Annotated in this window: 21 protein-coding genes; 15 read left to right on the top strand and 6 right to left on the bottom strand. The window is 46.3% G+C overall.

Going from position 1 to position 26,814, the window contains the following annotated elements:
- Positions 1-91: 91 nt before the first annotated feature.
- The 4 genes from MKY35_RS25370 (at position 92) to MKY35_RS25355 (ending at position 2,984) form a co-directional block, all read left to right on the top strand.
- Positions 92-1,603, top strand: a complete 1,512-nt coding sequence (locus MKY35_RS25370; RefSeq protein WP_342445150.1) for a DUF4173 domain-containing protein — start codon at positions 92-94, stop codon at positions 1,601-1,603.
- Between the two features lie 13 nt (positions 1,604-1,616).
- The gene (locus MKY35_RS25365; RefSeq protein WP_342445149.1) at positions 1,617-2,183 is read left to right on the top strand and encodes a hypothetical protein; all 567 of its coding nucleotides are present in this window, start codon (positions 1,617-1,619) and stop codon (positions 2,181-2,183) included.
- Positions 2,184-2,192: 9 nt separating this feature from the next.
- Complete coding sequence (locus MKY35_RS25360) at positions 2,193-2,351, top strand: hypothetical protein (protein ID WP_342427505.1); 159 nt, start codon at positions 2,193-2,195, stop codon at positions 2,349-2,351.
- 195 nt (positions 2,352-2,546) lie between these two features.
- Positions 2,547-2,984, top strand: coding sequence for a hypothetical protein (locus tag MKY35_RS25355; RefSeq protein ID WP_165145680.1), 438 nt, complete (start codon positions 2,547-2,549; stop codon positions 2,982-2,984).
- A gap of 73 nt (positions 2,985-3,057) precedes the next feature.
- Here MKY35_RS25355 and MKY35_RS25350 read toward each other — a convergent pair whose 3' ends face one another.
- Positions 3,058-4,173, bottom strand: coding sequence for a WG repeat-containing protein (locus MKY35_RS25350; protein WP_342445148.1), 1,116 nt, complete (start codon positions 4,171-4,173; stop codon positions 3,058-3,060).
- 330 nt (positions 4,174-4,503) lie between these two features.
- Between MKY35_RS25350 and MKY35_RS25345 the strand changes: the two genes are divergently transcribed.
- From MKY35_RS25345 to MKY35_RS25325, 5 genes are all read left to right on the top strand, one after another.
- Entirely contained in the window at positions 4,504-4,821 is a 318-nt protein-coding gene (locus tag MKY35_RS25345) for a PTS sugar transporter subunit IIB (RefSeq protein ID WP_029518773.1), read from the top strand.
- On the top strand, positions 4,814-5,146 hold the full coding sequence (locus tag MKY35_RS25340; RefSeq protein WP_013312602.1) for a PTS lactose/cellobiose transporter subunit IIA: 333 nt from the start codon (positions 4,814-4,816) through the stop codon (positions 5,144-5,146). Before MKY35_RS25345 ends, MKY35_RS25340 begins: the two co-directional genes overlap by 8 nt.
- 84 nt (positions 5,147-5,230) lie before the next feature.
- The gene (celB, locus tag MKY35_RS25335; protein ID WP_342445147.1) at positions 5,231-6,559 is read left to right on the top strand and encodes a PTS cellobiose transporter subunit IIC; all 1,329 of its coding nucleotides are present in this window, start codon (positions 5,231-5,233) and stop codon (positions 6,557-6,559) included.
- Positions 6,560-6,632: 73 nt separating this feature from the next.
- Entirely contained in the window at positions 6,633-8,042 is a 1,410-nt protein-coding gene (locus tag MKY35_RS25330; protein ID WP_342446709.1) for a glycoside hydrolase family 1 protein, read from the top strand.
- Between the two features lie 202 nt (positions 8,043-8,244).
- Positions 8,245-8,955 (top strand): GntR family transcriptional regulator, encoded by a 711-nt coding sequence (locus MKY35_RS25325; RefSeq protein WP_342445146.1) that lies wholly within the window; start codon positions 8,245-8,247, stop codon positions 8,953-8,955.
- A 95-nt stretch (positions 8,956-9,050) separates the two neighbouring features.
- Here the strand turns inward: MKY35_RS25325 and MKY35_RS25320 are convergent, their stop codons facing one another.
- The gene (locus tag MKY35_RS25320; RefSeq protein WP_342445145.1) at positions 9,051-10,592 is read right to left on the bottom strand and encodes a family 43 glycosylhydrolase; all 1,542 of its coding nucleotides are present in this window, start codon (positions 10,590-10,592) and stop codon (positions 9,051-9,053) included.
- Positions 10,593-10,936: 344 nt separating this feature from the next.
- Between MKY35_RS25320 and hmpA the strand changes: the two genes are divergently transcribed.
- Positions 10,937-12,166, top strand: coding sequence for an NO-inducible flavohemoprotein (gene hmpA / locus MKY35_RS25315; protein WP_069012254.1), 1,230 nt, complete (start codon positions 10,937-10,939; stop codon positions 12,164-12,166).
- 111 nt (positions 12,167-12,277) lie between these two features.
- On the opposite strand, the gene serS is transcribed toward hmpA, so the two are convergent.
- Entirely contained in the window at positions 12,278-13,567 is a 1,290-nt protein-coding gene (gene serS, locus MKY35_RS25310; protein ID WP_039271885.1) for a serine--tRNA ligase, read from the bottom strand.
- A gap of 523 nt (positions 13,568-14,090) precedes the next feature.
- On the opposite strand from serS, the gene MKY35_RS25305 reads away from it, so the two are divergent.
- From MKY35_RS25305 to MKY35_RS25290, 4 genes are all read left to right on the top strand, one after another.
- Positions 14,091-16,643, top strand: a complete 2,553-nt coding sequence (locus MKY35_RS25305; protein WP_342445144.1) for a DUF2339 domain-containing protein — start codon at positions 14,091-14,093, stop codon at positions 16,641-16,643.
- A gap of 162 nt (positions 16,644-16,805) precedes the next feature.
- A complete protein-coding gene (locus tag MKY35_RS25300; protein WP_013312591.1) occupies positions 16,806-18,155 on the top strand; it encodes a sodium-dependent transporter in 1,350 nt (449 codons plus the stop codon).
- 168 nt (positions 18,156-18,323) lie between these two features.
- Positions 18,324-20,390, top strand: a complete 2,067-nt coding sequence (locus MKY35_RS25295; protein WP_342445143.1) for an acyltransferase family protein — start codon at positions 18,324-18,326, stop codon at positions 20,388-20,390.
- Between the two features lie 196 nt (positions 20,391-20,586).
- The gene (locus MKY35_RS25290; RefSeq protein WP_342445142.1) at positions 20,587-21,534 is read left to right on the top strand and encodes a polysaccharide deacetylase family protein; all 948 of its coding nucleotides are present in this window, start codon (positions 20,587-20,589) and stop codon (positions 21,532-21,534) included.
- A gap of 80 nt (positions 21,535-21,614) precedes the next feature.
- On the opposite strand, the gene MKY35_RS25285 is transcribed toward MKY35_RS25290, so the two are convergent.
- The 3 genes from MKY35_RS25285 to MKY35_RS25275 all read right to left on the bottom strand — a co-directional run bounded on the left by MKY35_RS25285 (position 21,615) and on the right by MKY35_RS25275 (position 25,789).
- A complete protein-coding gene (locus MKY35_RS25285; RefSeq protein WP_342445141.1) occupies positions 21,615-22,742 on the bottom strand; it encodes a glycoside hydrolase family 88 protein in 1,128 nt (375 codons plus the stop codon).
- Positions 22,743-22,791: 49 nt separating this feature from the next.
- On the bottom strand, positions 22,792-24,324 hold the full coding sequence (locus MKY35_RS25280) for an MFS transporter (protein WP_029518760.1): 1,533 nt from the start codon (positions 24,322-24,324) through the stop codon (positions 22,792-22,794).
- 112 nt (positions 24,325-24,436) lie between these two features.
- Positions 24,437-25,789 (bottom strand): right-handed parallel beta-helix repeat-containing protein, encoded by a 1,353-nt coding sequence (locus tag MKY35_RS25275; RefSeq protein WP_342445140.1) that lies wholly within the window; start codon positions 25,787-25,789, stop codon positions 24,437-24,439.
- Positions 25,790-26,120: 331 nt separating this feature from the next.
- On the opposite strand from MKY35_RS25275, the gene lepB reads away from it, so the two are divergent.
- Complete coding sequence (lepB, locus tag MKY35_RS25270; RefSeq protein ID WP_342445139.1) at positions 26,121-26,741, top strand: signal peptidase I; 621 nt, start codon at positions 26,121-26,123, stop codon at positions 26,739-26,741.
- Positions 26,742-26,814: the final 73 nt, after the last annotated feature.

Genomic DNA, 26,814 nt, shown 5'->3' with positions numbered 1-26,814 from the left:
TAGGAAATTTTGTTTGAATTAATTTCTCTTTATCTTCTTATTTTATCATCTACAATAAGGGTTATAAAGCATATTTGCGGAGGTATTTATCATGCATGACAAGATGAATGGAACGTCTTTGCCGAAAACGTCGTTTCTGTCCGCCTTTGCTGGCGCAATTGTGTTGGCGCTGGTTCATCAATATCTGTTCTTCGGACATGGGCTGGGCGTGTCTATGCCCATTTTTGTTATTGGGTTTTACGCCTATATGTATGCCTTTAATCGAGATCGTTGCCAGCCCATTTCATGGATAGGACGTCTGTTGTTTGTGGTCATTATGATGCTGGCACTGACATATGTGCTGTTCGATAACCCGATCTTCTATGTGTTAAATGCGCTGGCTATACCTGCTCTGATTAGCGTACATATGGTGTTGCTGTTCGGGGAAAAAAGGCATGGCTGGTCGGAAGTCGGTATTATCGGTCAGGCGCTAAGCCATTGGTTTTATCAAAATTTTCGCCATATCGTGACTCCGTTTCGAATGTTTAAGACGGCAGCCTTTCGGAATGTAAAGGATGAGCGTAAGCGTGTATTGGGTAAAGTGATAATCGGTCTACTTATTGCCTTGCCGTTGCTACTCATTATTATATCTCTGCTGGCTTCGGCAGACGGGATGTTCGAAAAGTTGTTATCTGGCATACCCGAATGGATTGGCACATTGACCTTTGGGAGTGGTTTGCCGCGGCTGATCTGGACCTGCTTTTTCACCTTCTGTTTCTTCTGTTACTTGTGGGGATTTGTACAGCCTGCTCCGCGTAATACGCAGAGAGAAACTCAGTCATCAACAGTACCTTACCACGAGCCGGTCGCGATCAAGTTTGATCCTGTAATCACCGCTACGGTTCTGATTGTCATGAATTTGGTGTATGTTGTGTTCGTCGTATTGCAGTTCGGATATTTGTTTGGTGCATGGGAAGGTGCTCTGCCCGAAGGAACCTCGTATGCCGAATATGCGAGAAGAGGATTCGGGGAGCTGGTTATGGTAACAGGTATCAACTTTGTGCTGATGATCAGTGTATTGAAGTGGACTGAATTTGGCTCAGGTATAGTGCAAAAAATGAACAGCGGCCTGCTGTACATACTCGTGGGTTGTTCGGGTGTGATGCTGTATTCGGGATATACCCGGCTGGTTATGTACGAAGAAGCATACGGCTATACGTACACCCGCTATTTGGTACACGCGTTTATGATTTTTCTGGGCTTGCTACTGCTTATTGCAGCAATGCGCATTCATGTCCGTCAACTGCCGTTGGCGAAATATTATATTGTACTCGCTCTGGTCGCCTATGTTGTCGTGAACTATGTGGGCATTGATATACGGATTGCTGAAAATAATCTCGAACGGTTTCGCACGACATCGGTGATAGATAAGGAATATTTGAGTGAGCTATCGGCGGACGCGATTCCGCTGCTGATTGACTTTAGCCGTAAGGAACATGGAGCGCTGGATGAGTTTTTACAAGCCCGTTTGACGAGCATGACGAGAGAAGAATCGGCTTGGCCTGAATTCAATTGGGCAAAGTATCGAGCGCAACGAGAATTGCACAACTATATTTTGGAATGAGAGGTGTTTGGGAATGATCGGAACAGATACAGTGGAGGGTATGGTATTGGAGCTACAGGATGAGATGTCACAGTATCAGCATCAGTTTGGTATAAGACGAAACCATTTTCTCACGGAGGCGATGTCCTACGGAATGAGTGAGGAGGAATGCCAGTCTTATGCTATCCAGAGTATTGGTCCGGTCGTTCCCGTCGCCTATATGCCTACGTTGGCTCCCGGTAAAACCCGACCACTCAGTCCAATGCTGGCAGCGCGGTACCGATATGCGGGGGATTGGAAGGATATCGACGAGCATCTGCTCCTACCTGATGAAGTCCTGCGGATTGCAGGTACAGAGCAGTTCCGCAGCTGGATCAGCGATATGCGGAATTACTGGGTGGAATCGGCTCCATACCGATTCGGGGATGATCGTCTTTCGCTGCTGTCGGTTGCAAGCGAGGAAGAGGGTCACTTTTCCATGCTCGTCTGGAGGGAACCCGGTGAAGAGCCTGAAGTATGGACGTATGCTTTGCAGCATGAATACCGATTTAGTCATCTGCTCCATTGGTTCAAGTGGCTGAACGGGCGGAGTGAAGAATGAGAGGTACAGATGATGAAAAAGAATCGTAATTGGATCGTGCTATTTATCGGCATCGCTCTGATGGTGGGGGCAGCAGACTATTTAACACAAGCTAAGACTACGACTACTCCCGAGCTTATCGTTCCAACCGTAATCAGTGAAGAAAGCCTTCAGTTAAGTGATGATTAACGAGAAAGGCGTTTTATTTTCTCAACTTAACAAAACCAAGTTAATTTTCCGTGGTATTGCGTTGTTAAAGTAAGCCGGAAATCACCCTAATAGTTGAGAGGGAATGGAGGCCAACATCAATTGAATGTGGAGCCATTCAGATGTTCAAGCGACTCCGTTCATTTCCTCTACAACTTATATTCAGGGGGAATTTCAATGGCTAGAAGTGCAAGTACTTACGCATCTGTAATTGACGGTTTTAAGGTAGAAACGAACAAGAAGTATTCGCCAGTAGGTGGAACGAAATGTAATATTTTCGCTCAAGACGTGATGTCTGCGATGTCGGCACCCTTGCCAAGCGGCTTAGCCAATCAAATGGCTGATGCTTTACTGAATAAAAAAGCGCCGGGCTGGTACTCTGTAACCTTTCAGGATGCTCAAAAAAGAGCCAATCTCGGGTATCCTACGATCGGGATCAAAAAAGAGGATGGACATGGTCATGTAGTCGTTGTCAGACCGAAGGGTTCATCGATTACGATTTTGAAAGAAGTACAGGTTGCTCAGGCGGGGACCAAGAATTATAACAGTAACACCATTAACTATTCGTGGGTGGCAGCAGATCTGCCTGGAGTGAAATTCTACACACACGACTAATTATATTCGATATATTGGAAATTTAATGACCCCGGAAGCAGATCCACTCAATCTGTTTCCGGGGTCGTCTTTTTTATTTTGAAACGGAATGTTTAGATACAATGAAAGCTTTGCCTGGCTTGATAAAAGCAACAGCATAGCCATTAGAGAAGGAGGAGGATTCGGCTCTGTACTCAAGTTTAGTCAGCAGTTGCCCTTGACGATTGATATAACCGAATTTGCCGTCTGAGACGGATGATTGTGTTTGTTTACCGACTAAAGCAAAGCCTTCTTTGAACGGAGAGGTAACATCATATTTAAGTTGATATTTAATGACCAGCGTTCCGTTTTTATCAATAAATCCGACTTCGTTTTTTGCATTTTTCACACTCGCCAGGCCTTCACTAAAATTCTGAGCATCCGTAAATTTAAAGGGAATCACGACTTTCCCCTGTTTATTGATGAATCCCCATTTCCCCTTGGTATTTTGCACCGGGGCCAATCCCTCCGAGAAGTCTCCGCCAGATTTATATTGAAGAGGAATGACTTCTTTCCCTGCTGTATTGATATACCCGTAGAGCTCTTTGCTATTTTGAACAATAGCCAAGCCATCCGAGAAACCACGACTGTATTTGTATTTATAAGGAATCGCTAGTTGACCAGAAGCATTCACAAAACCGATCTTGCCAGTGTTGGGGGCGTAGGCAAGAGCCAGACCGTCCGTAAATATATATTCTGAATCCACATTTTCTTTAAAATGAGAAAGGATTTTTCCCGTTCGATCTATAATTGCATTTTCTTTGGTGTCTGCTATGGTGACCTTGGCTTTTCCTTCCGAAAAGAAATTGGCTTCGGTATATTGGCAAGGGATGACTAGTGTTCCTTTGGTGTTCATGTATCCATAGAGATTCGTTTTTGTATTTTTGACGACGGCTCGCTGCTCATGAAAATCGCCAACGGGTTTAAGCTCGGCGGGAAGTGAGAAAGCTTTTGCTCCTTTGGTATTGTAATACACAAGGTTTCCAGCGGATGTTTCAGCGGCCAATAAGCCATCATGAAAAGCACCATCGCTCAGCGGGCGAGCAATGTTGTAATCCAGAGCAGTTTTAGAAACTTCAATGGTTGTTGTGCTGGATGCGGCCCAGCCTGTTCCAATAACGGAGAGGCTAGTAACCAGAATCAATGCAGCTAATCCTAACTTTTTTAACATGCATAAGCTCCTTTGTGAGTTGATTTTTTAACTTTGGGCTTCGGAAAATCTTACCCTCATACGTAAGGCCTTCCATAATATAGACGATAAAAATGTAGGAATGTTTCTTGATATTCTAAATTTTTCTAATTTTAAGCTATTACTGAGAGATTAAAGATAAGAGATCACGTTCATTTTTAAGAAAAAAAGTGAAGAAGTCGTGTCATTTTAAAAAAAGTCTATACATATAACCTAAATGTATAGACAAATGAAAAGACTGGATTTATAATTACGCTGTAAACGTTTTCTAGTACTTAACATCCAATAATACCTTGAAGGGAAGGAATAATCATGAAAAAAATTTTACTGGCGTGCAGCTCAGGTATGTCTACAAGTTTGCTGGTTACCAAGATGCAGGAATATGCTAAGTCCATTGGAGACGAGGCTGAAATTTGGGCAGTAGGTCAAGATCAGGCGGCAGAAGACATGGCTAAGGCTGACGCGGTATTGATTGGACCACAAATGAGTTTTCTGAAAGGACAACTGGAGAAGGAAGCAGCCCCATATGGTATTCATGTAGAAGTGATCGACATGATGGCCTACGGAATGGTTGACGGTAAGAAAGCCTATGAACAGGCCGTGAAGCTGGTGGAACGCAAAAATGGATAAAGTCAATATAGCTGAACTGACGGAAGAACAGATTAGTTTCCAACTTATTCTTCATAGTGGAAGCGCTCGCAGTAAAGTAATTCAGGCGCTGACCGAATACCGAAATGAGAATGTAGAAGGTGCGGACGAACTGCTCAAACAAGCCAAGCAGGATTTACGTGCTGCACATGATATCCATTTTCAAATGGTTAAGAAGGAAGCGGGAGGTACCCAAACTCCCTTCTCGCTCCTTCTGATGCATGCCGAGGATCATCTGATGTCCACGGTTACCATGAAAGACCTGGTTCTAGAATTGCTGGAGCTGTTCAAATCCAGAAATTTATAACGAAACATATAAGTATGTGAAATTGAGGACATGAAAAGCTTGCAACCCTATTGATGCAAGTCACTTCGCGGGGAGGAATAGGCTTTGTTTGAAAAATTAAGCCGGATACTGATACCTATTGCCGGTAAACTGAACAACAACCGCTATCTTACTGTACTGCGTGATGCATTTATGCTGTCATTTCCATTAACAGTTTTTGGCTCCATCATTGTCGTTATTATCAATCTACCGTTTCTAAAAGGTTGGATGGGCGACGGTAATTATGCGACTTTTAACAGTCTGCTGAACATTGCGCCGAGTGCGACCCTGAACATCATGACCTTATTCGTGGTTGTCGGGATCGGCTATTATTTATCCCGAAGTTATAAGGTCGAGCCCATATTCGGCGGCATGATCGCGTTGGTCAGCTTCTTGATGCTCACCCCGTTTGTGCTGACACAAGAAAGCGGTGCCACGATTGCTGGTGTCATTCCGTTGGACCGGATTGGGGCCAAAGGCATGTTCCTTGGCATGATCGTTGCTTTTATAGCTGCTGAAATTTACCGAAGAGTGACACAGCGGAACATTATTATCAAAATGCCTCCAGGCGTTCCGCCGGCAGTTGCCAAGTCATTTGCCGCTTTGCTTCCGGCATGTATTACATTGGGCATATTTTTGATCATTAATGTTGTAGTTACACTGACCCTTCATAATAACCTGCATGATCTGATTTATCATGCCGTACAGGCACCGCTGGTACATTTGGGCAGTGGCATTATCCCTACATTGATTGCTATTTTCTTTGTTCAGCTTTTATGGTTCTTTGGTCTTCATGGTCAAATCATTATCAACTCGGTTATGGAGCCGATCTGGAATACGCTGGCACTTGAAAACTATGAAGCATACTCCAAAGGAGCGGAACTGCCGCATATTATCACCAAGCAGTTTGTGGATATTTATACCGTAGGTATCGGTGGTACAGGTATGACACTGGCTGTCGTGCTTTCGATTCTGATCTTCCTGAAGAGCAAGCAATTGAAGCAGGTCAGTAAGCTGGCTCTTGGACCAGGTCTGTTCAATGTCAACGAACCCGTCATATTCGGTCTGCCGATTGTGATGAATCCGCTTATTTTCGTTCCATGGGTTATTTCTCCAATGATCGTTACGCTGATTACTTACTTTGCCATGACCACCGGGATTGTGCCGCCGCCAAACGGGATACAGGTTCCTTGGACGATGCCGTTGTTCTTTAGTGGAATGATGGCTACGGGTTCTCTAATGGGAGGCATACTGCAGTTGTTTAATATGGCTGTCGTCTTTGTCATCTGGTTCCCGTTCCTGAAAATTATTGATCGGATGAACGTTCGTAAAGAGCAGGAAGAGGAGCTTAGTCAAGCAGCCATTGCAGGTAAGGATCAAACTGTTGGAATGTAATGTGAATAAGCAGCTGGATTAGCAGCTTATTCATTGCAAAAGAGAGAGGAGTAGAGCTGTGAATCATACCGAAATGAAAGATATAGAGCAGCAAACCATTCAATACAGTTTTCCGTCCGACTTCTGGTGGGGTTCTTCAGCTTCGGCTACCCAAACAGAAGGAACTGTGGAGGGAGACGGCAAAGGACCGAACATTTGGGATTATTGGTTTGAGCAGGAGCCGAACCGTTTCTATGATGGGGTCGGCCCTGCCGATACGTCCCGTTTCTATACCCGTTACAAAGAGGATATTGCACTCATGAAAGAGCTTGGCCATAACTCTTTCCGGTTCTCTATTTCCTGGTCACGCCTGTTTCCGGCAGGGAAAGGTGCAATGAACCAGCAGGCGGTTCAATTCTATACTTCCGTCATTGAGGAGTTGCATCAGGCGGGTATTGAGCCGTTTGTGAATTTGTATCATTTTGATTTGCCGATGGCTTTACAGGAAAAAGGAGGCTGGGTGAACCGGGAGACGGTCGAGGCTTACGTGGATTACGCTAACACTTGCTTTGAGCTATTCGGGGATCGTGTAGCCAAATGGTTTACGCATAACGAGCCGATTGTCCCGGTGGAAGGCGGCTATCTGTACGATTTCCACTATCCGAATGAAGTGGATTTCGGAAAAGCTGTACAGGTGGGATATCATACCCTGTTATCGAGTGCGAGCGCCATTAAGGCTTACAGAGAGGGAGGCTATAAGGGTAAAATCGGTATTATTTTGAACCTGACGCCGAGCTATCCGCGTAGTCAGCATCCGGCAGACGTGCAGGCTGCTGAAATATGCGACGCGTTCTTTAACCGTTCCTTCTTAGACCCATCTGTGACGGGAGAATTTAATCCTTTGCTCGTGGAGTTGTTACGCCAAGAGGGATTCGTACCAAACATGGAAGACGCAGATCGGGAGACTATACGTCAAGGCACGGTGGATCTGCTGGGGATTAACTATTACCAGCCGCGCAGAGTCAAGGCTCGCGAAAGTCTGCCGAATCCAGACGCGCCTTTTGTACCGGAAAGATTCTTCGATTATTACGCTATGCCTGGTCGCAAGATGAATGAGATGCGAGGCTGGGAGATTTATGAGAAAGGCATTTACGACATTCTGACCAATGTCAGACAAAATTATGGAAACATTGAATGCTTCATTTCAGAAAACGGAATGGGCGTTCAAGGTGAGGAAAAATTCAGAGATGAACAGGGTATGATTCGCGATGACTATCGTATTGAGTTTATCTCCGAGCATCTAAAATGGGTTCAACGGGCCATCTCAGAAGGCTCCAATGTGAAAGGCTATCACTTATGGACGTTTATGGACAACTGGTCCTGGACGAATGCTTATAAGAATCGCTATGGTTTTGTGTCTGTCGATCTTCAGAACGGTGGCAAGAGATCCGTTAAACAGAGTGGGCACTGGTTCAAACAGGTGATCGAGAATAACGGATTCTAAGGTGGTCCTCTGGACCGCCTTTTTTTCTTCATCATCGTCAAAGAGCTGTGCTGTACGCCGCTGGTGAGAAAGTATAATGTTCGGTATACTTACTTATACCGTAATACCTTAACGTCCCGCCTGCAGAACAAAAAGAACCAGCGCTACCGATGTTTTGGTAAAATGCTGACATAAAATAATTTTTAGTACAGGTGGTAGACAGATGAACAAATACGAGCGGATTGCACAAGAGGTCAAAGAGCGGATTATGAATAAGACCTATAGCAGTGATGATCCGATTCCCGATGAGATCTCACTGGCAAAAGAGTTTCGTGTAAGTCGGATGACGATTAAGCGGGCATTGGACACATTGGTGATGGACGGGTTGTTGAATCGTAAAAGAGGACACGGAACCTTTATCGTCAAATCAGTCCACAATGGCCCTGTTAACGTTGTCGTAAATGAAATGCTGGGGTTAACCAACGTACTGCGCGGGAAAGAGATCAAAAATAAAATCGTCGCCTTTGACGTTCAATTTCCATCTGAAGAGGTAGCGACCCATCTATTTATTGATGTCAATTCTCCCGTGTATCATGTGATCCGTCTGCGTGTCGTGGAGGGTGAGCCTTACGTTATCGAGCGCACATACATGCCCACGAAGCTGATCAGTGGTATTACCGAGGAAGTACTGTATGGTTCGGTGTACAAACATATTAAGGAGGAGTTGGGCCTTAATATTGTCGGTTCACACCGTACCATCCGGGCATCCAAGTCGACAGAACTGGATCGGGAGCATTTGGACTGCGCAGCGGATGATCCAATCTTGGAAATTGAGCAGGTGGGTTATCTGGATACGGGTATACCATTTGAATACTCGTTCTCGCGGCATCGGTACGATAAATTTGTGTTTACCACAGTGAATCGGATGCGTTGAGCGAGTGAGTACGAAACGGATGGTAAAGCAAACATGGCAGAAGAAGCCTATCTTATGTGGGTGGTCTCCTGCCATGTTCCTTTTAATGAAGCAAGTTAATGGCCAAGCAATCTGACTTCATGCACTGTCGGGGTATACCAGTTGTTCGGATTATTGAATAGCACTGCATTTACAAGGTTGATTCGCACGTAGCGAGCTTGAAAATTGACTTTGTCACTGGTAAAACCATATGTGGTATTACCTGTGCGATCAACCGTGGAGTAGTTGACTCCATCCATGCTGTATTCAATTTTGTATTTGTAATACGCTTCAGATCCTTTGTACATAAACCATGAAATATCCACTTCGCGGATGGTCTTGGTACTGCCCAAATCGACCTGCCACCATGCAGGCCAGGATGCGGAAGCAGCCTTCCACGAAGTTTGGGCGTTGCCATCGTTCGCCAGTGAAGCTGGAGAACCGGATGCGGCTGAGCTAGCAGTCGCTGTTTTGCCCTGTGCATGATTCACAAGGGACGGTAGAATTACTGTGCCTGTGGCAGCATCCAGATCCCAGCTACTGTACCAGTTCAGGGTTGCTGTTTTGTTGGCGTCATTCAGAGTTAGTGGCAACCAGATGAATTTGTGGTCGCTCAGATTGAGCGGGTTCCAGCGGTCGCCCATATAGATGTAGCTGGTTCCCGCGCTACCCGTAATCGTGGCGATGGAGTGGATTTGCGATCCATAAGCCGCCGGATCACCGAAGGGCGATAGAGCAGACCAGCTTCCCGTCATGGAACTGGCGGTTGCGTAAGCGCCCTGATTCGGATACCAGCCGGATGCCTGCGAGGTGAACAGGTAGTAGGTGTTGTTCTTTTTCACAACAGCAGGAGCTTCGCGATAGCCATTTTCAAAAATCCAGCCAACAAACGACTGCACGCCTGTATAATCGGCTGTCAGCTTGAAGATCGCCATCGTATCGTTGGCGCCGCCATTTTTACGGGAAGCTGTAATAAGGTAGCCGCTACCGTCAGTATCCGTGAACACCGTCATATCACGAGACTCGTAATTCAGCGGGCGGAAGCTGCCTTGGTAGGCAAAGTTTCCGTCGGGTGTATCGCTGGTAGCGACGGCTACACGACCTAGGGAGTAGTCCGTGCCATTTTCATAGTGCGCCCATAGTACATATTTTCCGGTGGTTTTGTTGTAGATGACTTTGGGACGTTCGATTTTGCTCGAGTTTAGCTCAGGGGCGGAATCCTTGGTGAGAATAGTGCTGCGGAAGGACCAATTTTTCAAATCGGTTGAGGTATACACGTTCACTTTTTCAAATTTCCAGTTTTCGGCGTGCTCGCCGTACCAATAATAAGTGGAACCTACTTTTAGGATATTACCGCTGTTCGCCTGAATGGGGTTACCTGCGGTGTCTTTCCAATCCGTTCCGTTCGTAATGGCCGTGCTTGCTGTTGCGCTCAGGGATAGTTCGGCATTGGCGACGTCCAAACCATTCAGCGCCTGGTTCACTTCGGCCCCGTAGGTTGCTTGCGTAACTCCTGTTGTATGGGCATGGGCTGCGTCGGGTTGAAGACCCGCACTGGCCACTGCGAATAGGATACAAATCCATGCGGCTAACCATTTGCTGCTGTGGATCCACTTCACGATATCATCTGCCTCCTTTAACACGGATAGGATGGGCCGGAACGGCTTGTCCGGCACCTCATCTTCGATTTTATCCCAATTGGAAGCGTTTACAAGTGGAATAAATTGAAGTCTTTAGAATGGTGAAACTGTTGTTAGGGGAAAGTGCGTTAGTTATATCGGAATTGTTTTTAAATGTGCGTTTTGTCATTGACATGTTCGAATAATTCAAATTTAAAGTGACTAGAATCACATAAACGGTTACTTTAGTTGGGTATACTTGCTTTAAATTGAGGATTAACAAATGGGGCATATGTTGATACATCCTTTGTTGATCTAATTTTGGAGAGAAGAGGGATACAAAGATGCTAAGTGAGCAAACCATTGCAACGATCAAATCGACTGTACCTGTTTTGGAGGTACATGGCACTACAATCACCAAGCGTTTTTACCAGATGATGTTTGAGGCCCATCCCGAGCTTCTCAATATATTCAATCACGCGAATCAGAAGCAAGGACGTCAACAAGGGGCGCTGGCCAATGCTGTATACGCAGCTGCACAGCACATTGACCGTCTGGAGGAAATTATTCCGGTGGTACGTCAGATTGCACATAAGCATCGCAGTTTGGGAATTAAGCCCGAGCATTATCCAATTGTCGGAAAATATCTGCTCGCTGCGATCAAAGACGTACTGGGAGATGCGGCTACAGACGAGATCATTGCCGCATGGGCTGAGGCCTATGGTGTGATCGCTAATGTATTTATAGACATGGAAGCTGAAATGTACAAGGAGGCTGGACAGCAGCAGGGAGGCTGGTCAGACTTTAAGAGCTTTGTTGTGCAGAAAAAGGTTAAGGAAAGCGACCAAATTACGTCCTTTTATTTGGTGCCGCAGGATGGACAGGTGCTGCCTGAATTCGAGCCTGGGCAATACATCAGCTTAAAAATGGAAATTCCGGGCGAACATAATACCCATATTCGTCAATACAGCCTTTCGGATGCACCGGGCCAATCCCACTACCGGATATCTGTAAAGCGCGAGGATGCCGTAGAGTCACGTCCGGCAGGTAAAGTATCCGTATATCTGCATGAGCAGGTACAAGAGGGCGATGTGCTTCAGGTATCTGCACCGGCGGGTGATTTTACGCTGGATCGGGCAGATCGCAGACCTGTCGTGCTGATCAGCGGCGGGGTCGGGCTAACCCCAATGGTCAGTATGCTGGCTTCCTTGGTGAAATCTGCTCCGCATCGGCCTGTCACCTTTGTCCACGCAGCAGTCAACGGAGATAACCATGCTCTGCGCAATGAGGTGGAAAAGCTGGTCGCCACACATGCACAGGCTGCAGTTCGTTGGTGTTACAGCAGACCAACGGAGCAAGATCGGCTGGCACAGGCTTTTCACAAGGAAGGTCGTTTGGATCTGGCCTGGTTGCAATCCGTGATACCGGAACGTAACGCACAATATTACTTTTGCGGCCCTGAGGGATTCATGCAATCGGTATACGGCCTGTTGAAGGAGTGGAATATCCCTGCTTCGGATATCCACTATGAATTCTTTGGCCCTGCCAGCGCTTGGGAAGCAGAAGCACAATGACACAATGAAACATCAAAAAGACGAAGGATATTTGTCCTTCGTCTTTTTTGCGATGATTACAATGGGAAATCCTGCTCATGGGGTACTACTTTTCAAAGTGCACTCCTGTTTTCATAACAAGGGAGTACGCAAAAATTCCATACCTCGCGGCATATATGGGCGTAAAGCCTCCGGAATACAGATCGAACCGTCCTCTTGCTGGTGATGCTCCAGCAACGGAATCAAAATCCGGGGCGAAGCAACCGCTGTGTTGTTGAGCGTGTAACAATATCGCAGCTTGCCGTCCGCATTCCGGTAGCGGATGTTGGAACGACGCGCCTGAAAATCAAGCAGTTGCGACGACGAATGTGTCTCGCCGTAAGCTTGACGGCTGGGCATCCATGTCTCAATGTCCACCTGCTTGTAGGTTTTTTGCGCCATGTCGCCTGTACAGACAGCCATCTTACGATAGGGCAGTTCCAGCAGTTGAAGCAGGTCCTCCGCATTGCGCGTAATCTCCTGAAACATCTGCTCTGAAGCGTCCAGGCTGGCTTCACAGATGATGACCTGCTCGACCTTGGCAAACTGGTGCACACGATACAGTCCGTGCACATCCCTTCCGGCCGAGCCGACCTCATTGCGGAAGCATACGGACACGGCTGCCAGCCGAATCGGGTCCGTAACATCCACGATCTCACCGCTGTAATACGAGACCAGCGGCACTTCCGAAGTGCCTACAAGCCATTGATCCTCTCCTGTGATGCGGTACGTCTGATCCAGTCCGAGCGGGAAGAAACCAGTGCTGCGCATCGCCTCTGCACGTACCATCAGTGGAACGTCCAGCAACTGGAATCCGCGTTCAGTCAGCAGATCCACCGCAAGCTGCTGCACAGCCCGATGCAATGCAACCCCTGCTCCCGTCAGATAGTAGTTACGGGTACCGGCTGTTTTGACACCCCGAGGGACGTCGATAAGCTTGTGAAGCTCACCAAGCGCCATATGATCCTTTGGCTCAAATCCGAAGTTCGGAACCGTTCCAACCCTCTCCAGCTCTACATTATCCTCATCTGATCTCCCCCGTGGTGTATCTGGCGATACGATATTAGGCATCAGAAGCAAAAGCTGTTGAAACTGTTCCTCTACTTCCTGTTGCGGGGCTTCCAGAAGATCTAGCTGTCCGTTAATTTCTTTGACCTGATGCTTTGCTCCTTCGGCCTGCTCACTCTTACCAGCATGGATTAGCGCACCAATATCCTGACTACACTGATTTCGCTTCTGCCGAAGCTGTTCCACTTCCTGAAGCAGCTGTTTTCTCCGCTCATCCAGAGTCAACAGCTCTGCGACCGATACTTGTATTCCTTTGCCGTCTGCTGCCGTCTGAACCTGTTCTTGATGCTCTTTGATCCATTTGATATCCAACATGACACCGCACTCCTTTTCGGATAAAAATACAAAAAGCGCCCTCATCCATAAGGGACGAGGAGCGCTTTGATCTCGCGGTGCCACCCAAATTGACCGGACAGCATGACAGATGTCATGACTCTCCAATCCACTTTGCTCCGCTGTAACGGGCGGGTCCGGTTTACTTAGGTACATATCGCCATATCCTACGCTAACGTATGGTCCTTGGCGTAAACGCCTCCGAGTTGGATGCTCTTCACAGGCATAATATCGTTTGCTTTTTTGTTAGTATACTGATTTTCGGCAGGGTAATCAAGGGCATGACTCTGCAACACATCCATGCGGGTTTCATGTTTGCGAAGGGAAAAGGTAGGCTTTATTTCTTATGTATATCCGTCCTGCTTTTTCTGTGATGATGAAACTGGAAGAAAATTTAAGTAAAAGCCCCAATTTAACGCTCAAAATAGGCTATAGTCTCTATAATGCCTTTTTAATTTCATGTAAAATGTAATGATTACCAAAATGGACAGCGATGGAGGAGAACATGGAGGATTTTAAAGATCGTTTACATACGATCCGCCAAGAACAGAACAAGCTGCTCAAGGAGTATCAAACATTAATCGCAGACTATGAAGCCTCAGATATCATTTTGGAGAATGAGGTTCTGCGAAAAAAGTTCGAGGATTATCAGGCTCGCTGCATTCACTTGGAAGAGCGAGTACGACATATTGAGCAGGAAAATGGAAAATTGCGCACTGCGCTGACGGAGCAAATGCTGAGCGAAAAGGCGAATATGATTCGCATTTCGCGTGAAAAGCTGGAGACCTATTTTGCTTCCAGAACCACAGAAGGAGAAAATCGGCTGACATCCTTTGAATATGGGGCTAAAAACCGAGTGGACCAGCTTATTCAGCAAACTACGCATGAGCTTAAAGAAGATCAGGACGAGATCGTCGCCCGATTACGACTGTTCTCAGAGGAGATTCGAGACCGAATCATGGAGCAACGCAGGCGGTTTCAGGAGGCCGAGCGCAAATTGCTTCATCAGACGGCAAGCGAGTTCCAGCAGTTCGGAGAAGAAGAGATCAGCGAAGAAACGATGCAGAAGCGCATGAAGCAAAATCAGTTTGAAATGAAGTTAGGCTTGAACTGGATCAACAAGCTGGGGATTTTGCTCATTATATTGGGTGTGGGAGCCGCATTTAAATACTCATACTCGAACTGGTTTACAGGAAATATGAAGGGCGTTGCCTTCTTTCTGCTAGGAGCGCTGATGCTGGGCGGCGGCGAATGGCTGTACCGCAAGCAGAAGCAGACCTTTGCGCTCGGTATTTTGGGCGGCGGTATTTCTGTACTGTACGGATCGATTTTTTACAGCTACTTTTTGTTAGAAATCATAGGAATGTATACAGGCATAGGCTTGTCCGTACTCGTTACAGTGACCGCTGTGCTACTGTCATTAAGGTATGAATCCCGAACGATATGCTCTTTTGGTTTAGTAGGGGGATATCTTCCGCTCTTTTCCTATATGGCAGCGAACGGGCTGGAAGGGAACGCCGTGTATATCGCCATGGGCTATTTGTTCCTGTTAAACTTGCTGATTCTGCTTGTATCCTTCCGCAAACGGTGGGTCGTCGTGCAATATATCAGCTTTTTGCTTAATACGCCCTTGATGATTGTGCTGACGTGGTTATCGGAAAGCGCCGTAGCGAGCATGCTGTATGCAGTCATTACATTTGCGATGTACCTCGGGATGACACTGTGGGTGCCGTTCCGTTTAAAAACAAAACTGTCATGGCTGGATTTCTCCCTATTGGCTCTGAATACAGTCGTGAGCTGTTCCGTTCTGTATTCTCTGTTCGGCGATGCAGGCCTGGATGATTATAAAGGCTTGTTGGCTCTCGTCTTTTGCTTGGTGTACGGGGGTCTGGGACAATGGGTCCGTCGATATATTCCAGAGGAGAAACAAACCAAAATATTATTTTATGCGACTTCGTTGACCTTTGCCATCCTTATGATTCCGTTCCAGTTTGGAGTTAGATGGTTATCCATGGGGTGGTTGATCGAAGCGGTTCTTCTTACATTATATGGCCACCGTTACCGGTTGAAGGAATTGGAACGAGCTGGCTGGGGCATTTTATTACTGTGTCTGGGCGCATTCTTTTTCGTCGATTTCCCTATATATCTATTGTCAGGATTTGAGACGGATTATTTTGGACTCAAATATACGCTCATTACACTGGGAATGTTGGTCGTTACCGTCTTCTATGCGATTGAATTTAGCCGTCCGAATGCTTTCAAAAACAATCGGTTGTACGAAATGCATATCATGCAAGGATTTAAATATGTAGCTTTGGTGAACGTGTATTTCTACCTTTTGTATGAGGCCGGGCATTGGTATAACATCGTTGTATCCGACGAGTTTGCCCATTACACCTTGTACAAAGTATTGTTGTACACCTGCGTATCGCTGGTGTTGGCTTATTTCCTGCCTAAAGTGAGGCTGCTGTACGATCGGGTGATTAAATACTACAGCTTGGCGTTGTACGTCATAGGCTATACGCTGGCCCTGGTGGCCACCGTAGCGATTCCAACTTTGCATGAAAATTATGCGCAAAATACGGCTGCTGATTATGTGGCGTTGGTGGTACTTGCAGCCTTTAATGTGCTGGTATTCTTCAGCAGTAGGGATTTCCTGAACGCACTGATGACCCGACATTATAGAAGTAATGAGATGTATCCGGTCATTATGGGTGTATATTTGCTGGGCATCATAACCGCCTTCCTCGGAGTTCAGTTCCGCCTGGGGGATGCTGGTCTTGTGTTCAGTCTGGTGTATTTGCTGCTGGCCATTTTGTATATTGTATACGGCTTCCTCAAGCGAGTGGTCTACATTCGCAGATTTGGATTGGGCTTGACCTTGCTGTCGACAGGTAAGCTGCTGTTGTATGATCTGCATCTATTAACGACAGGAAGTACGATTGTAGCCTACTTCTCTTTTGGTGTTGTACTGTTGGCGATTTCGTATATTTATCAAAAAGTATCTAATCGCATGGGAGAGACCATCCTAAAGAAGGAAGTTGAAGAAAAAATGTAGTTTTCTGTTGTATTTTGTAGATACCGAACATTATGAAAATAAATCCGGTAATAGTGAAAAATTATGCATGACCTTACATCCTACTTACGCTATAATGAGTAAAAATTATTTATGTACGCATGCTCATGTTTATGCGTAAGTAGAGAGAATGAGGGGGATATAATGAATTTGAGCAAGGGGCAGAATAGCCTGTCTGATAAAAATGAACGCTTCTCGTCAGCTGGATTTATATTGGCGGCGATCGGAAGTGCGGCAGGACTAGGTAATATTTGGAAATTTCCGTATATTACAGGACAATATGGCGGAGCTGCATTTTTCTTATTGTTTATTGTCTGCCTGTTGCTTGTTGGTTTGCCTGTACTTTTAGCAGAGCTTGCGCTTGGTCGTGCAGGTCGAGGAAGTGCTGCTTCTGCAATGGTAAAAGTAGGCGGTCATCCGATTTGGGGCAAGATGAGCATCATGTTTGTTATCGTGCCGTTTGTTATTTTATCGTTCTATGCCATTGTAGGAGGCTGGACACTGCATTATGCCGTAGAGGCATTTAGCGGAAATCTGTTTTCAAATAATGATTTTGCTGGCCAATTCGCTTCTTTTTCCTCCGGCTATGCGCCGTTGGTTTGGCTGTTAGTTGTTTTTGCATTTACAGCAGTCGTGGTTACCCTTGGGGTATCGAACGGGATTGAAAAGTTCAATAAAATTTTGATTCCTGCCAAGGTCATCCTGCTGCTCGTGTTGATGATTAACGCTCTTATGCTGCCAGGCTCTGGTGCGGGCGTATCCTTCTTTCTGAATCCTGACTTCTCTAAGCTAAGTATAGAGTCTGCATTGGTTGCTTTGGGACATGCCTTCTTCTCACTCTCACTGGGGATGGGGATTATGATCACGTACGGTGCATATGTGGATCGCCGTCAATCCCTGGGGGGAGCCATGCTGGCAGTTGGTGGTGGAGATTTAATCTATGCGTTTATCGCAGGTATGATTATTTTCCCTACAACCTTCTCCTTCGGAATTAATCCAGCTCAAGGACCATCGCTGGTTTTCATTGCTTTACCGGCTGCATTCTCGGCAATGCCTTTTGGTGCATTCTTCGGCGGTTTGTTCTTCGTACTGCTGGCGGTTGCTGCGTTAGGTTCTATGGTATCCTTGCTGGAAGTTCCAGTAGCCTATGTCATGGAGCGTATGCGTTGGAGCCGGGTTCGCTCCGTTATCGTCGTATCGGTCCTGTGCTTGATGCTGGGCGTCCCTTCTGCATTGTCCATGGGGCTGGTGCCAGAGTTAAAAGTGGGGGATAAATCATTCTTTGATTTCGTAGATTTCACCGCGTCCAACATCTTCTTACCGTTAGGCGGTTTGTTGATTGTTATATTCACAGGTTACTACTGGAAGACTGCGGCTGAGCATGCGAACATCAAACCCTTCTGGTTCAATGTTTGGTTATTCGGTCTTCGGTATGTTGCACCGATCCTGATGTTGTTGGTCTTCCTTCATACCTCAGGTATCATCAAATTTTAAGAGAATAGAATCCGAATAAAGAGGCATTTTCTTCCTAAGGGAAGAGATGCCTTTTTTTGTATATCTATCAGTGGTTACCTAACTGTGGAAAGGAATGATATAATAAAAACATTGTCATTAATTTTAACTTCAATGAAATCATTACGATTATGAAGTTTTATATAATGAATGAAAAGGCTACAAGGCATCGCACAGACGATGTGCAGGAGAGGGAAAGGGCAGAAGAGCATTGAAACAGACAGGGAGCTTGAATTTGCAAGAAGGACGGCGGCTGAAATGAAGTCTAATCGGTTGTCGTCACAACGTCGTTATATGCCAGGTTTGGATGGTTTAAGAGCGCTGGCGGTCATCGCAGTCATTGTGTATCATCTGAATCCGGATTGGTTGCCGGGTGGTTTGTTGGGTGTAGGCGTGTTTTTTACGTTGTCGGGGTATCTGATTACAGATATTTTGGTTAGTCAGTGGGATACATATCATAGTTTTAAAATGAAAGATTTCTGGCTGCGTCGTGCCAGAAGGTTGCTGCCTGCCATGTTGACGGTTGTGGCTGTCATCGTCCTGTGCTCGTTGCTCTTCGATCCGTCACGGCTAACGGCCTTGCGCGGAGATGTTCCTGCCGCATTGGTGTATATGAGTAATTGGTGGTTTATTTTCCATCAGGTTTCGTATTTTGAAAGTTTCGGCCCCCCTTCTCCGCTTGGACATCTGTGGTCACTGGCGGTGGAGGAGCAGTTTTATATCCTGTGGCCTTTACTGCTGGCGCTCGGGCTAAAATTCATGCCCAAGCGTATTGTGCTCGCAGGCTGGGTGACTTGTCTGGCGTTAATATCTGCGCTCCTGATGGCCGTGATTTACGTACCGGGAAGCGACCCGAGCCGGGTGTATTACGGCACGGATACGCGTGGATTTGCTTTACTAATTGGTGCAGCGCTGGCCTTGGTGTGGCCAAGCGGCAAGCTGAAAGAGCAAGCTTCTGCTAAGGCGCGTATGCTTCTGGACAGCATCGGTGCGATAAGCTTGCTGCTGCTTTGTCACTGGGCGTGGGCCTCGAATGAATACGACCCATCTCTGTACCGGGGCGGCCTGCTGGGCATAGCCTTGGTCACTGCTATTGTGGTCGCAGCGTTGGCTCATCCGGTAAGCCACCTTGGTCGTCTCCTTGGAATCAAGCCGCTACGCTGGATTGGAGCCCGTTCCTACGGTCTGTATCTGTGGCATTTTCCGGTTATTACGCTAACGACGCCTCAAGTAGATACCGATGGCGTACATGTGACGCGTATCATTTTACAATTGCTAGCTACCGTATTGCTGGCGTCTCTCTCGTTTAAATATATCGAGGAGCCGATTCGCCATGGGGGATTCCGCCACTGGATTACAGAAATCCGTTCAGCGGTTCGTAGACAGGCGCGGTGGAGATGGATGCCTACAACTACAGCGGCTGTGCTTTTTGCAGGTATTCTCATGGGTACCGTCCACCTGTACGTGGCTTCTCCTGATGCAACGATTCAGGCGGCATCAAGTGATGAGAAGCCAGTCGCAAAGGCAAAGGCGATGCCACCACTTCACGGAACGGTATCCGTGGCTTCCAAGGAGCCCCAAGCCACCAAGCTGCAAGGGTCCGGGGACAGCAAGGCGCAGACCCCAGCCCCGTCTCCAGCCCAGACGCCTAAAAACACGGCGGTCCAGGTGGGTACTACGCATGATGTTACGAAACCGTCGGAACCTTCGGACAAACCCAAAGAAGATACGCCTATGACAGGTGATGGGTCGAGTGTGACCGCCATTGGAGACTCTGTCATGTTAGATGTACAGTCGTACCTTCAGGAATCCTTCCCGGGAGCTGTTGTAGATGGACGGATCGGCCGTCAGATGGCGGAGGCACCTGCCGTACTGGAGCAGCTAAGACAGAACGGACAGTTGGGTAAGACAGTTATCATTGAGCTGGGCACGAACGGCGCTTTCACCAAGGATCAGTTGGCGAATTTGCTCGCCAGTCTGAAGGATACGGAGCGTATTATACTCGTGAATACCCGTGTGCCTCGGCCATGGGAGAGTATTGTGAACAAGCATCTTGCCGAAGCTGCATCCCAAGACCCACGAATTACAATGATTGACTGGTATGCAGCAAGCTCTGGTAAAAATTCATATTTCGAGCATGACGGAGTACATTTAAAACCTAAAGGTGCTAAAGCTTATGCGTCCTTGTTAGCTCAGGTCCTAACGAAACAATCGTAATAAACTGCAATGATACTCGTAATTATGCAAATGCAAGACAAGAAAGCCACCGGGAGTAGGTTGTCCTCTGGTTGAAGTGCATCCCTAAATTTTCACCGGCTTAAACCTAAGGGTTTTTCCAATGTCCATTCTAAGGTGTGTACATCCACCCTGATCCGGTGGTTTTTCTTATTTTAGTGTGGAGGTACATAAGCTAATGGAAAAGGGCTATTCACATAGTAGAACGAGTGAGCACCGCTTGAAGAGGAACAGAAGAAGGCTGATACTGATTGCTATTATATTATTTGTGGCAGGCTGCATTACTTTCATTGCGATAAAGGTTTCGGATAGTAAGCCACACGCGCCGACCCAGGAGCTTGCTAAAAAAACGGATTCCGGATCATCAAACGTTAAATCCAGCGCAGGGGCAAAGGGTAAAGCGGCCTCTCCAAAAAACGATCCCGATGTAGAAGACGGTGCCTTTGTTGAAAAATATTTAAATCAGCAAATGCTAGGACAAATGCCCGATGGAGCTGATGGTAAAAAAGTGGCCTACTTATCCTTTGATGACGGACCATCCGTGACGGTCACACCTCAGATATTGGATATTCTGAAAAAGCAGAAGGTCAAGGCAACTTTTTTTATTGTAGGTAAAGAAGCCAATGAAAATGAGCATACCAGGAACCTTATCAAAAGAATTGTCAAAGAGGGTCACGCGATAGGAAACCATACGTACTCACATAATTATAAATATTTATATCCGAGCAGACGAGTAAATACGGATCATGTTATGCAGGAGATCGAGAAGAACAATCAGGTTCTAAAAAGTATTCTGGGGCCAGAATTCTCCACCAGAATGATCCGCTTCCCTGGGGGGCACATGACATGGAACAGAAGAGATCCACAGGGAATGGCTGCTCTGGATAAGGTTTTGCGTCAAAAGGATTACCATCAGGTGGACTGGAATGTATTAACGAAGGATGCAGAGGGAAGATCCAAGAAAGCACCGGCACTAATCAACCAGTTTATAAGGTCAGTCAAAGGTCGAGAAAAAGCAATCATACTCATGCATGACACCTATGGTAAAGAAGAAACAGCCAAAGCATTGCCGCAAATCATAGAATATCTGAAGAAACAGGGATATGAATTTAAAGTTATGAAGTAAGTAAGATAGGCATAAATGAGGAAAGGACGGGGCTGATCGCCACCGTCCTTTGTGCTATTAAGGTATATCGTTCGCGTATTTTAGATGCGTTCTGCTTCACCCATCGCCTGAATGAAAGCTCCGATACCTTTGGGATCGTTGGTTATAATCGGCTCGCTGATATAGTAAGCGAAGGTACCGTCCCGACGATCTTTACCACCCAAACCGCTTACTTGCACCGTTTTGTTCAGATTCACGAGTCCTTCTTCAGTAATCGTGATAAATTCATCGATAATTCCCTTACGGATGATTTCTGCCTCTTGACGATATTGCTCTGGCAGATAGCCTTTGCGAACGCCCTTGGCAATAGCATAAAGAATCATGCAGGAAGCAGAGGCCTCCAGATAGTTGCCTTTCATATGGCCCAGGTTGAGCACTTGATAAAAGACTCCACTTTCTTTATCACGCACTTTCAGCAGGGCTTCCAGTGTTTCCGTCAGCATATCGATCAGGACAGGACGGTCTGCATGATCCTCTGGAATATAGTCCAGCACGTCAACGAGTGCCATAACGAACCAACCCATCGAGCGTCCCCAGAAATTTTTGGAACAGCCTGTTTCCGGGTTGCACCAATGCTGCTCACCCTTCTCATCCCAAGCATGGTAGAGCAGACCCGTTTCAGGATCACGCGTATGCTTGTAGCAAAGCTTGAATTGTAGGGTCACATCGTCAAACTCTGACGGATCTCCGAATTCGCGGATAAATTCAGCGTAGAACGGGGCACCCATGTACAAGCCGTCGAGCCAAATTTGATACGGATAAATTTGCTTATGCCAGAATGCGCCCTCGCTTGTGCGTGGGTGTTTTTCCAACTGACTGCGTAATTGGTAGGCTGCCTTTTTGTATCGTTCATCTCCTGTGGCACGATACAGAGAGAAGAGCAGCTTGCCGTTATTCACGTGGTCAATATTGTACTCATCTACTTTATAGCGCTGAATTACGCCATTTTCGTCAACAAAATGATCCATATGTTTTTTTATAAATTCCATGTACTTGGGATCGCCTGTCAGTTCTTCAATCCATTCCAGACCTCTGTAAATCACGCCATGGTCATATTCCCATTTTTCGTAAAATTCCGGGCTCCGTTGTAGAACTGAATCGCTCATACGTACAGCCCAAGAATCTGTTTTTGTAGGACTGGTGGTTGGTTGTGATGTTGGATTTGCCATGATACAGTCACCTCTTTAGTAAATGTTTAATCTGTAATTGTTATTGTTGTTACATAGATGGAGTGTGTGTCTTAGGGTCAACGGGTTTGTTCTTGAAGCCCACGTTATTGTTACCCCAGCACCGATCGTAATGGAAACCTGTCAGTTCCTCGAATACCTTCCGGGCTTCCGGTTTAGCTGATTTCATGGAGCCACCGTTTTTGAGGCGGTCAATTTCGGCGATTAGCTTCTTGTGGCTGTCAATATCCAGCTTCATCACGACAGAAGCAATCATACCGATGATCGCAAGAACGATGGTACCAACCACGAGTACATAAAAGATGGCGTGCTGAGCAGCGACCGGCTGACTATCAGCCCCGGATACAAAGCCAAAATGCTGTAACACCCAGCCGAGAATGAAGACGACAACGGCCCGCACCATTTTTCCGGCAAAAGTCATCATACCCGCATAAATTCCTTCCCGGCGACGGCCAGTCAACGCTTCATCCACATCGGCAAGGAACGTATATTGATTCCAAGGGATATAGTAGACGCCCCCTGTACCAAGTCCCATGAACAGTGTGATGACATATAGCCATACCATCGTATTAGAGGCTCCCGTTATATAGAGCAGGCCATAGCCTGCTACGCTAAAGCAAACGACAACGAGTGCAGCGATGAATGGCATACGGAATCCTTTACGCACACAGAATTGGATGAAGAAATAGGTAGAAATCAATTGAATGACAGAGTTAAAACTATTCAGATTAGATACCATCTCCGAGCTTTGGAACAAGGAGAAAACAATAAAGTACGTAAAAGCAGAAGTAAACAGCCACTCAGCTGAAAAGCCGCCCAGGTACATCCCGAGATGATGACGGAACGTCTTGACTCGGAAGGTAGAAGAAATGTCGATAAACAACTTTTTCATCGAATCTATAAAGGAAAGCGGAGCTTCACCTTCCAGTTCCTTTTGCAGTTCCTCACTTGGACGTTCCCAGGAGTTTTTGTACAAGAATGCCATCGCAATCAGCAGAATAGCTGCAAAAACGAGACCGGTATAAAAGAAAGGCAATGGAGAGTCTTTGCCATACTCGGCAATAAAGCGACCAGGGATAAAAGCAGCAGCGAAATTGGCAATTTTGCCAAACATGGCCTTCCATCCAGTCAATCTGGAGCGTGCGCCGAAGTCTCGTGTCATCTCTGACGCTAGTGCTTCATACGGCACCATGACAGAGGTATACACCAGTTCAAACAGCACGTACGTACTCAGGTAATACCAGAAGCCCAACCCATCTACCCAAAGCATCGGATACACGAGCATCAGCGGGATACCCATCATGATGAAAAAGCGTCGTCTGCCGAATTTACGGCCCAAGCGGGTCCGGTGAAAGTTATCGCTGATAAAGCCCATGATCGGATTGCTGACTGCATCTATGATGCTGGCAACAGAGAAAATGGCCGCGGCCTGAACGGGAGACAGTCCGCAAAAGGTTGTATAAAAGTACATTAACCATGCACCGCTAATCGCAAGTGCGCCACTTCCCAGCATGTTACCGCTTCCATAGGCGAGTGTATGTTTCAGTGTGATTCTTCGTTCCATGATCTGTTCACCTCATATTTTGTCTGGTTATGAGGACAATCACCGGTCGCTATATTATGCAGAATTGTCTAAGTTGGTAGATGGGCCAGGGCGTCCTGATTAAGCGGAGCTTTTAACGTGCCCCTATATTTTTTCCGCTCGGAGTACCCGAGCCGATCAGATCGCTTCCTTTGGCCAGCTTAAGGAAATCACCTAGCTGGATGGAACCGTCTGCACTTCGAGTGATAGAAGGCGTGAGACTAACAAAGTCGTCTGCACTGACTACCAGACCTTTGGCATTCGTCGATTTTTTGTTTTTCCACCAAACGCTAGAGTTGTCTTGATCTGTACCGCTTGTTTTGTCACTGGCGCTTCCCTCAAAGGAAAGATTGTTAATGAACACGTGATCACCCTTGTCAAAAGCAAAATTACTTTGTCCATTGTCCCACGAGGTATTATTGGTCAACGTAATGCTGCCGGGGTTACTATTGTAGGTGAAGCCGTGTTTTTTGTTCTGGAAAGCAATACTGTTTTTCACAATATGGTTGACTTTGATTTTGTCTCCACCCAGCTTAAAGCCATTGCCGTCGCTGTTCGCGGTAGACGTTCCATCTGCGGTCTGCCCGTTGTGGTGGGCCACACTGTTCAAGATGGTTACCTCACCGATAGGGCCTGTTTCTGTTTTGCTATACAAATCCCAACCATCGTCTACGTTGTACGCAGCCAAGCAGTTATCAAACACATTGCCTGATCCTACAGTCAATTTGGCCGCGAAGCCATCGGCATCCTCACCATTATCGGGATCAGCGTTATCATGAGAGTAAGAATTCAAAATCAAATTATTCGAAGGCCACTCACTAGTGGAAGCGTTAGGAGAGTAACGTCCAAGCTGAAGTCCAGTATCCCGGTTGTGGTGGGTTTCCACGTTTTCGATTCGGTTATTGCTACCGCCGATATAGATACCATTATCTCCGGCACCCTTTACTTCAAGGCCCTTTACCAGCCAAAAGTCTCCGTTAAGCTGAAGTCCACGATTGGCTGAACCAAAGGCTTGAGCAGAGAAATCAAGTACCGGCTTTTCACTACCGTAAGCGACCAACCCTTTGAGTGAGCCGTTATTGCCGCTATTTTCACGCTGAATTGTAATCGTTGAGGAGTAGGTGTAGTTGCCACCGCGCAGGTAAATGGTTTTACCAGGAGCAATTTGTGTAAGAGCTGCTTCGAGCGTGGTAGGACTAGATATGGTGCCCGGATTGGACACGTTACCATTTGGCGCCACATACAAATCTCCTGCCGCTAACGTTGTAGAGACGGTGGTTGAGTCAGTTGTACTAACTGCCTCTTCTGTGAGTGCGGAAGAAGGGGTGTCGTTGGGTAACGTATCTGCGTAAGCGGTTCCAATAATACAAGAAGAGGCGAAAACAAAAGAAACACCGAGTCTTAGAGCGTTAAATCCGTTTTTTGGACGATCATTCCGTTTAAACATGTAAATTCCTCCTCATTTGAGTTCTTATTTTAAAAGAAGATAGCATCTATAAAAGTGGCTCATGCTGTCTTTCCAGTAAAAACAGGACACCTCCTGGGGTGACAGATTGATCTAACCTATGTCTAATACGCTCTAAGAAGTATATGCACAGTGTAATATATGTTAACGTTTGCATCAACAGTTTTTTACTGTTTTTTTAATGTTGTGAAAAAAAGTTCACACTTTTGTTTCAACTAAAAATGCAGTTTTGCCAGACTGGGAAAATTTGATTATACTTAAACATTATACATATAATAGGAATGAAAACTGTGGGAAAGGGTGGGTTTAACGCATGGAGAGTGGAAATCTTTTGACAGATTCAACTGTCGAACAATTGCAGGAAAAGCAACCAAGAGTGAAAAATGAGATGATCGATTGGCTTAAGGCCATTATTGTAGCCATTGTGCTCGTGTTCATTATACGTTGGCTATTATTTGCGCCATTTATTGTTGAGGGAGCCTCCATGGAACCGAATTTCAAGACAGATGAACGAGTGGTCGTGAACAAGATGATTTATGATTTTCGTGATCCCAAGCCGAGTGAGGTTGTTGTATTCCATGTGAGAAAGGAACAAAAAGACTTTATTAAGCGTGTTATTGGGGTGGCTGGAGATACGATTCAGTATCAAGGCGATCATCTTTATGTGAACGGTAAGAAAGTAGAGGAGTCATACATTCAGGGAGCTATTCAGGATGCGCACGCCAAGGGGGAACTATATAACAATGTTGATTTTCCAAATGGAACCATAACCGATTCCAAGGTACCTGAGGGGTATATTTTTGTGATGGGTGACCACCGCAATAATAGTAGAGATAGCCGTGCTATTGGTTTTGTTTCCATCAAGGACATTGTTGGACGTGCGGATGTAATCTTTTGGCCGATGGATAGCGCGCAATGGGTTAAGCATAAATAATGTCAGAGTACGGGCATGGACATCACGAAGACAAGAGGACTTGCGTAAACTTTACGTAAGTCCTCTTTGGGTC

The sequence above is a fragment of the Paenibacillus sp. FSL L8-0638 genome, assembly GCF_038593075.1.
In the GTDB taxonomy this organism is placed as follows: Bacteria; Bacillota; Bacilli; order Paenibacillales; family Paenibacillaceae; genus Paenibacillus; species Paenibacillus polymyxa_D.
This window is presented reverse-complemented; position numbering and strand designations above follow the sequence as displayed.

Excerpts from the sequence above, each read along its gene's own strand:
- MKY35_RS25370 (WP_342445150.1), top strand. The coding sequence starts at position 92 with ATGCATGACAAGATGAATGGAACGTCTTTGCCGAAAACGTCGTTTCTG.
- MKY35_RS25365 (WP_342445149.1), top strand. The coding sequence starts at position 1,617 with ATGATCGGAACAGATACAGTGGAGGGTATGGTATTGGAGCTACAGGAT.
- MKY35_RS25360 (WP_342427505.1), top strand. The coding sequence starts at position 2,193 with ATGATGAAAAAGAATCGTAATTGGATCGTGCTATTTATCGGCATCGCT.
- MKY35_RS25355 (WP_165145680.1), top strand. The coding sequence starts at position 2,547 with ATGGCTAGAAGTGCAAGTACTTACGCATCTGTAATTGACGGTTTTAAG.
- MKY35_RS25350 (WP_342445148.1), bottom strand. The coding sequence starts at position 4,173 with ATGTTAAAAAAGTTAGGATTAGCTGCATTGATTCTGGTTACTAGCCTC.
- MKY35_RS25345 (WP_029518773.1), top strand. The coding sequence starts at position 4,504 with ATGAAAAAAATTTTACTGGCGTGCAGCTCAGGTATGTCTACAAGTTTG.
- MKY35_RS25340 (WP_013312602.1), top strand. The coding sequence starts at position 4,814 with ATGGATAAAGTCAATATAGCTGAACTGACGGAAGAACAGATTAGTTTC.
- MKY35_RS25330 (WP_342446709.1), top strand. The coding sequence starts at position 6,633 with ATGAAAGATATAGAGCAGCAAACCATTCAATACAGTTTTCCGTCCGAC.
- MKY35_RS25325 (WP_342445146.1), top strand. The coding sequence starts at position 8,245 with ATGAACAAATACGAGCGGATTGCACAAGAGGTCAAAGAGCGGATTATG.
- hmpA (WP_069012254.1), top strand. The coding sequence starts at position 10,937 with ATGCTAAGTGAGCAAACCATTGCAACGATCAAATCGACTGTACCTGTT.
- serS (WP_039271885.1), bottom strand. The coding sequence starts at position 13,567 with ATGTTGGATATCAAATGGATCAAAGAGCATCAAGAACAGGTTCAGACG.
- MKY35_RS25305 (WP_342445144.1), top strand. The coding sequence starts at position 14,091 with ATGGAGGATTTTAAAGATCGTTTACATACGATCCGCCAAGAACAGAAC.
- MKY35_RS25300 (WP_013312591.1), top strand. The coding sequence starts at position 16,806 with ATGAATTTGAGCAAGGGGCAGAATAGCCTGTCTGATAAAAATGAACGC.
- MKY35_RS25295 (WP_342445143.1), top strand. The coding sequence starts at position 18,324 with ATGAAAAGGCTACAAGGCATCGCACAGACGATGTGCAGGAGAGGGAAA.
- MKY35_RS25290 (WP_342445142.1), top strand. The coding sequence starts at position 20,587 with ATGGAAAAGGGCTATTCACATAGTAGAACGAGTGAGCACCGCTTGAAG.
- MKY35_RS25285 (WP_342445141.1), bottom strand. The coding sequence starts at position 22,742 with ATGGCAAATCCAACATCACAACCAACCACCAGTCCTACAAAAACAGAT.
- MKY35_RS25280 (WP_029518760.1), bottom strand. The coding sequence starts at position 24,324 with ATGGAACGAAGAATCACACTGAAACATACACTCGCCTATGGAAGCGGT.
- MKY35_RS25275 (WP_342445140.1), bottom strand. The coding sequence starts at position 25,789 with ATGTTTAAACGGAATGATCGTCCAAAAAACGGATTTAACGCTCTAAGA.
- lepB (WP_342445139.1), top strand. The coding sequence starts at position 26,121 with ATGGAGAGTGGAAATCTTTTGACAGATTCAACTGTCGAACAATTGCAG.